The organism is Bacillus sp. JJ1127 (genome assembly GCF_036965845.1).
Classification (GTDB): Bacteria; Bacillota; Bacilli; order Bacillales; family Bacillaceae_G; genus Bacillus_A.
In genome coordinates this window covers 4686-9640 of sequence record NZ_JBALQK010000209.1, presented here as the reverse complement: position 1 = coordinate 9640, position 4955 = coordinate 4686, and the positions used below count along the sequence as shown (strand labels likewise).

General features: G+C 33.0%; 6 protein-coding genes. 1 reads left to right on the top strand and 5 read right to left on the bottom strand.

All coding sequences use genetic code 11. The features are described 5' to 3' along the window. Window positions 1–26: 26 nt before the first annotated feature. From V7183_RS19210 to V7183_RS19190, 5 genes are all read right to left on the bottom strand, one after another. Window positions 27–722 (bottom strand): ABC transporter ATP-binding protein, encoded by a 696-nt coding sequence (locus V7183_RS19210; protein ID WP_097896593.1) that lies wholly within the window; start codon window positions 720–722, stop codon window positions 27–29. Beyond that, entirely contained in the window at window positions 722–1531 is an 810-nt protein-coding gene (locus tag V7183_RS19205; RefSeq protein ID WP_335360492.1) for an ABC transporter permease, read from the bottom strand. The genes V7183_RS19210 and V7183_RS19205 overlap by 1 nt, the downstream gene beginning before the upstream one ends. Before the next feature lie 90 nt (window positions 1532–1621). After that, window positions 1622–2140, bottom strand: a complete 519-nt coding sequence (locus tag V7183_RS19200) for a nitrous oxide reductase accessory protein NosL (protein ID WP_097896596.1) — start codon at window positions 2138–2140, stop codon at window positions 1622–1624. Beyond that, window positions 2140–3414, bottom strand: coding sequence for a right-handed parallel beta-helix repeat-containing protein (locus V7183_RS19195; RefSeq protein WP_097896598.1), 1275 nt, complete (start codon window positions 3412–3414; stop codon window positions 2140–2142). Before V7183_RS19195 ends, V7183_RS19200 begins: the two co-directional genes overlap by 1 nt. Window positions 3415–3570: 156 nt before the next feature. Then, window positions 3571–3825: a hypothetical protein gene (locus V7183_RS19190; RefSeq protein WP_335360491.1), complete on the bottom strand. Its 255-nt coding sequence runs from the start codon at window positions 3823–3825 to the stop codon at window positions 3571–3573. Between the two features lie 268 nt (window positions 3826–4093). Here V7183_RS19190 and V7183_RS19185 point away from each other — a divergent pair, with 268 nt between their 5' ends. Next, complete coding sequence (locus tag V7183_RS19185; RefSeq protein ID WP_097896602.1) at window positions 4094–4897, top strand: EcsC family protein; 804 nt, start codon at window positions 4094–4096, stop codon at window positions 4895–4897. The last annotated feature ends 58 nt before the right edge of the window (window positions 4898–4955 follow it).

Genomic DNA, 4955 nt, shown 5'->3' with positions numbered 1-4955 from the left:
AGCTGTTTGTATTATATACAGAACTATTACTTACGGTGAAGTTTCAATAATTGTAATATCAAACTTTCCGTGTTCCCATCATTCCTTATCTCTTTTGTAACCTTACCTTCATTCATAAAAAGCACCACATCCCCAACCTCTGCGGCTACGTCCATCATATGTGTTGAGAAAACAATGATTGTACCACTTCTCTTTATGCCTTTTAATAAAGTAACAAATTCACTGACCCAATAAGGATCTAAACCATTTGTTGGTTCATCTAATATCAATAATTTAGGCTTAGCAAGCCAAGCTTGTCCAAATAATAGCCTTTGTCTCATACCTTTTGATAATCTATGTAAGCATTCGGTTTTCTTTTCTTCTAATCCAAGTAATGTAATTACTTCCTGCACTCTCTCTTTTCCTATCTTTCGAAAAGCTGCATAGAATGATAGAAACTCGTGTACAGTCATGGATTGCTGTGCATGAAAATCATCTGGCATATAGCCAATTTCAGCTACATATTGCTTCCGATCCTTATGTAATTCTATCCCCTGCAATTTTACCATTCCAGATGTGGGTGAAGAAATTCCAGCCAGTATATCAAGAAACGTACTTTTCCCAGCTCCATTTCCACCACATAATACAATACACTCTCCATCTTTCCCTTGCAATGTAGTAGGAAATAATGCTGTCTTCTTTTTATACTGTTTACAAATCCCCTCAATTTGCAATATCGTCATTAGTTTCTTCTCCTTTCTAATCGCCAGACTGCTATTAATAAGAAGAATGCTGTATAAATTGCAATATATACGAAAAGAACTATTACTACTGTCCCGCCCTGCATAAATATCACAAGTTGATCATATGGCTGACCAAATATGGCTCCCCCTCCTAATTGAATAACAAATATAATTCGCAATAGTTCAGCAGGATTACAAAACAAAAAAACTTTTATGAGCGGGGCTATCATCGTGTATGGAACAAAGTTAAGAATACTTATTATTGCTGTAGGCCACATCATAATAAGTAAAAACCAAACTGCAATTGAAATTGCTAATGCTTGCCATCTTGTCGAAGAAAATCCACCAATTGCTATACCTAAAACTAAAAAAAGGAATATGAGAATAACAGAAAATAAATAAATTGCTAGTATCCAGCTACTTTCAAACCTACTTCCACTTAATAATCCAATCATTACACTACTTCCAAAGCTAAGTGTAAAAATAATAATTTGTCCTATAAATTGACCTGCGATTTTTCCTATTACATATGAAGATGTCGCTAGAGGATACGTACATAGTAGCCTCCACTTTCCATTTTCAAGCTCATTTGCAATTGAAAATGAGCCTGTAATTAACATAAATAACGGTATAATATATAAGACTAGATTTAAAATTGTTCCCGTTGTGTTTGTATATCCCGCTAAAGATGGTACATTTCGTTCCATTAAAAATAATAAAGAGAGTACCACAACCCAAAGCACTAAAAACGTGTACGCAGACTTTTCCCTTACTGTACTACGCCACTCTGAATAAAATATATTCCACATATCATCACCCTTTTTATAGAAAAAGACAACCGCCTAAGGTTGTCTTTTATCCAGCTATTTTGGGGCTATATGACCCCATTTCATTTCATATTAATGGGAGTGACCCGTGCTATTCTCTTTCCCATGCTCTTTCTTCATTTCGTCCATCATTTCTTTATTCTTTTCCCATTTATGATCCGCTAACTCTTTATATGAAATTACTTTTCCAGCATGTTTAGATACAAAGCTTTCAGCGTCTTTTTTCTCTTTAAAAGAAATTACATTGTAAGCCATTGGTGTTTTAATTGTTTTATCATACACATAAGTCGCTTTATCTAATGAAACCCAATCCTTTGTATTATAATCTCGGACAAATTTTTCCTGTGTTTTTTCATTTTTGTGCTTATCCATCCATTTGTACATACAGCCAATGTCATCAAATTTTAACGCTTTTCCATTTTCTAAAATAACTTCCGTAGCAAATTGATTGTCCATTACTGCCATATTACAATTATCACACTTATCATTTTTTCCATCGACTGCAACTGCCTCTACACTCTTCTTTCCACACCCTACTACCGCAAATGCTAAACATATACACATAGCTAATACAATATGTTTTAATCTCATCAATAATTCCTCCCTAAAATAAACAATACACTCCCTATTAGCAACATACTTAAACTAATTATCCAAGCTCCAAATTGAGGTGTTGTATCCCTTTCTGTCTTATAAAACTGCATCTTCATACTTGGCTTGTAATCAATCAACATTGACTCATCTGGAATTTTTATCAAATTTTGTAAAACGAGCATCCCTGGTGCATGAAAAAATATCTGGTATTCCGGAATATCTTGCGTTAAAACAAGAAAGAACGAATCGGCTTTATACGGTAATGCACTGATACCTGTATGATTTACATCGACTTTCAAAGAAGCATCCCAATAATTACGATGAATGATATTATTTGTACTTTCCGTAGCTTGCGATCCATTAATATTAGCTAAAAAGGTATTTTCAGCTATTTCATTCTCATTCGCATTTTTAAACTGCAAGCCAATAAAGTTATTTGTAACGTCATTTTTTATAATCTGATTGTCTTTCGCCTTTTCGACATAAATTCCCACTCTATTGTTAGCAACTTGATTCTGCATAACTTCCGTTTCTACCGAATCATACAAGAGTAACCCTTGCGCATGAACATTCTTTCTGTTATTTATAAATTGATTTTCCTTTACAGTCGTTCTTTTTGTGCCCATAATCATCGCACCAGTTATATTATTTTGTGATAGATTATTGTTCACAATCGTACCATCAGAATACATAAGATGAATACCGTAACGAGATTGCTCAATGGAATTTCTTAATATTTGATTATTATTACTTTGTTCTAAATAAATTCCATCTCGTACATGTTTTATTTGAACATTTTCAATTTGATTCTGGTGAGATTGCCATAAATCAATTCCATTGGCATTTTCTTTCCCTAGAATACTGCTATTTTGTACTTTCGTATTCCAGGCGTCCTCCATCTTAATTCCGATTTGCTGTGTACGAATTTCTAAATCAGTTAAATGATGTCCAGTTCCTGAGACAGATACAGCAGCTGTTCCTTCTTTATTGTTACACTGCTCTATTTTTATGCGTTTAACGGTAACATTTTCTCCACTTATTGTAATAATAGGTTTATTACCGCAAAAACGAATCTCCGTATTTCTTTCTCCTTCTAATATAATAGGCTTCGATATTTCAATCGCTTCATTATAAACGCCATCTTTTAGTTTCACAGTTCCATATGCAGGAGCAGCATCAATTTGTGATTGTATTGTCGTTTCAGCATGACTACTAAATGGGATACAGAGTAATACAAAAAATAAGAGAAAAGAAAATTGAATTATTTTCATATGTAATTCCCTTCTCTAATTAAATTCGATTAACTTTCTCATTTAAGAGGATATCAAACGTTTGTGTGAAATTTGTGAAAAAACAATGTGTTTTTTGTAATAAATGGGATTATTACCAATAAAAAAAGATGTGTAGCAATTTCTACACACCTTCTATTATTCACAACCAGTAATCAATAAATCATCTTCTAATTTAAATAACAATGTATCCACAGCGATTTCCTGACCAACCTCTATATTTACAGATCTTATATGACCACTAATTCCCACCGCTACTTTCTCCAGTGTTCCGTCATTTTTTCGAATCGTCATTAATTTTTCCCATTCATATACGTAAGCTGATTCATCAACGAAGATCTCTTCTACTCTTCCTTGATATGAACTATAAATCTCTTCAATCCTTGCTTTCATTCAAAATCTACTCCCTACTGCACGCTTCTCTATTTTCTCATCTATTCTATCACCCTTGTAATGAATAAGTTATATTTTTAAAAATTCGAATTTCACAAGCCAAATTAACACCTTTGTTTCAGTTGTACTCGTAGCCCTACTTCTCACACAAGAAATCCTAATTTAAATATTGCATGATCCATCCTAACTAAAATATCCAATTTTCTTTATTGTTCAAAAAATATTAAGTAAAATGAAAAGATACGGCTATAAGAAAGTAGGGTGAAAGATGGAGTCCAAGGACATTTTATCAAGGGAACTTACTATTATTGAAAAATGGGAGAAAGAACAAGAAGATGACCTATGGTTCTTTGAAAAATGGGGAAAAATTCCGTTTGCTGTGCTTGATAAATTAACACCAAAGTTTATCCATAAAAAAATTAATATTTTATTAGATGAACTCATTCAGTATCTCAATTCTGGAAGCAAATATTTAATTCACCCAGCAACAACAATAAAAAAATTTGAAAACGCAGCTTCTTTAGATGATATTCAAAACTTTCCTTTACATGAGATGGATGCAATTGTTGATAAAATCATCAAAAATAGAAAATCTATGGCTATTGCACAAGGTGCTACAACTGGCTTTGGTGGTATTTTCACCCTTGCAATTGATATTCCAGCTATTTTAAGTATGTCATTAAACATTTTACAAGAAATCGCAATTTGCTATGGCTATAATCCAAATGATATGCAAGAGAGGCTATTTATCGTAAAATGCTTACAGTTCTCTTCATCTGATATTGTAGGAAAACAAACAATTCTTCATGAGTTAAAACATTTTGATACTCGTGCTACTCATGCTGATAGTATTTCACAAATGAAATCATGGCGTGAAGTATTTACTGTATACCGCGATAACTATGGTTGGAAAAAGCTCTTTCAGATGATTCCCATTGCTGGCATGCTTTTTGGTGCTTATTTAAACCGAAAAACAATTGAAGAAATTGCAGAGGTCGGTAAAATGCTATATAAGAAAAGAAGAGTGTTAGACAGACTAGAAAAAACAAAACATCTATCTAATAATAAGTAAAACGGAGTAGGGAACCTACTCCGTTTTATATATCCACTGTAATTTTTCGACATCTAAA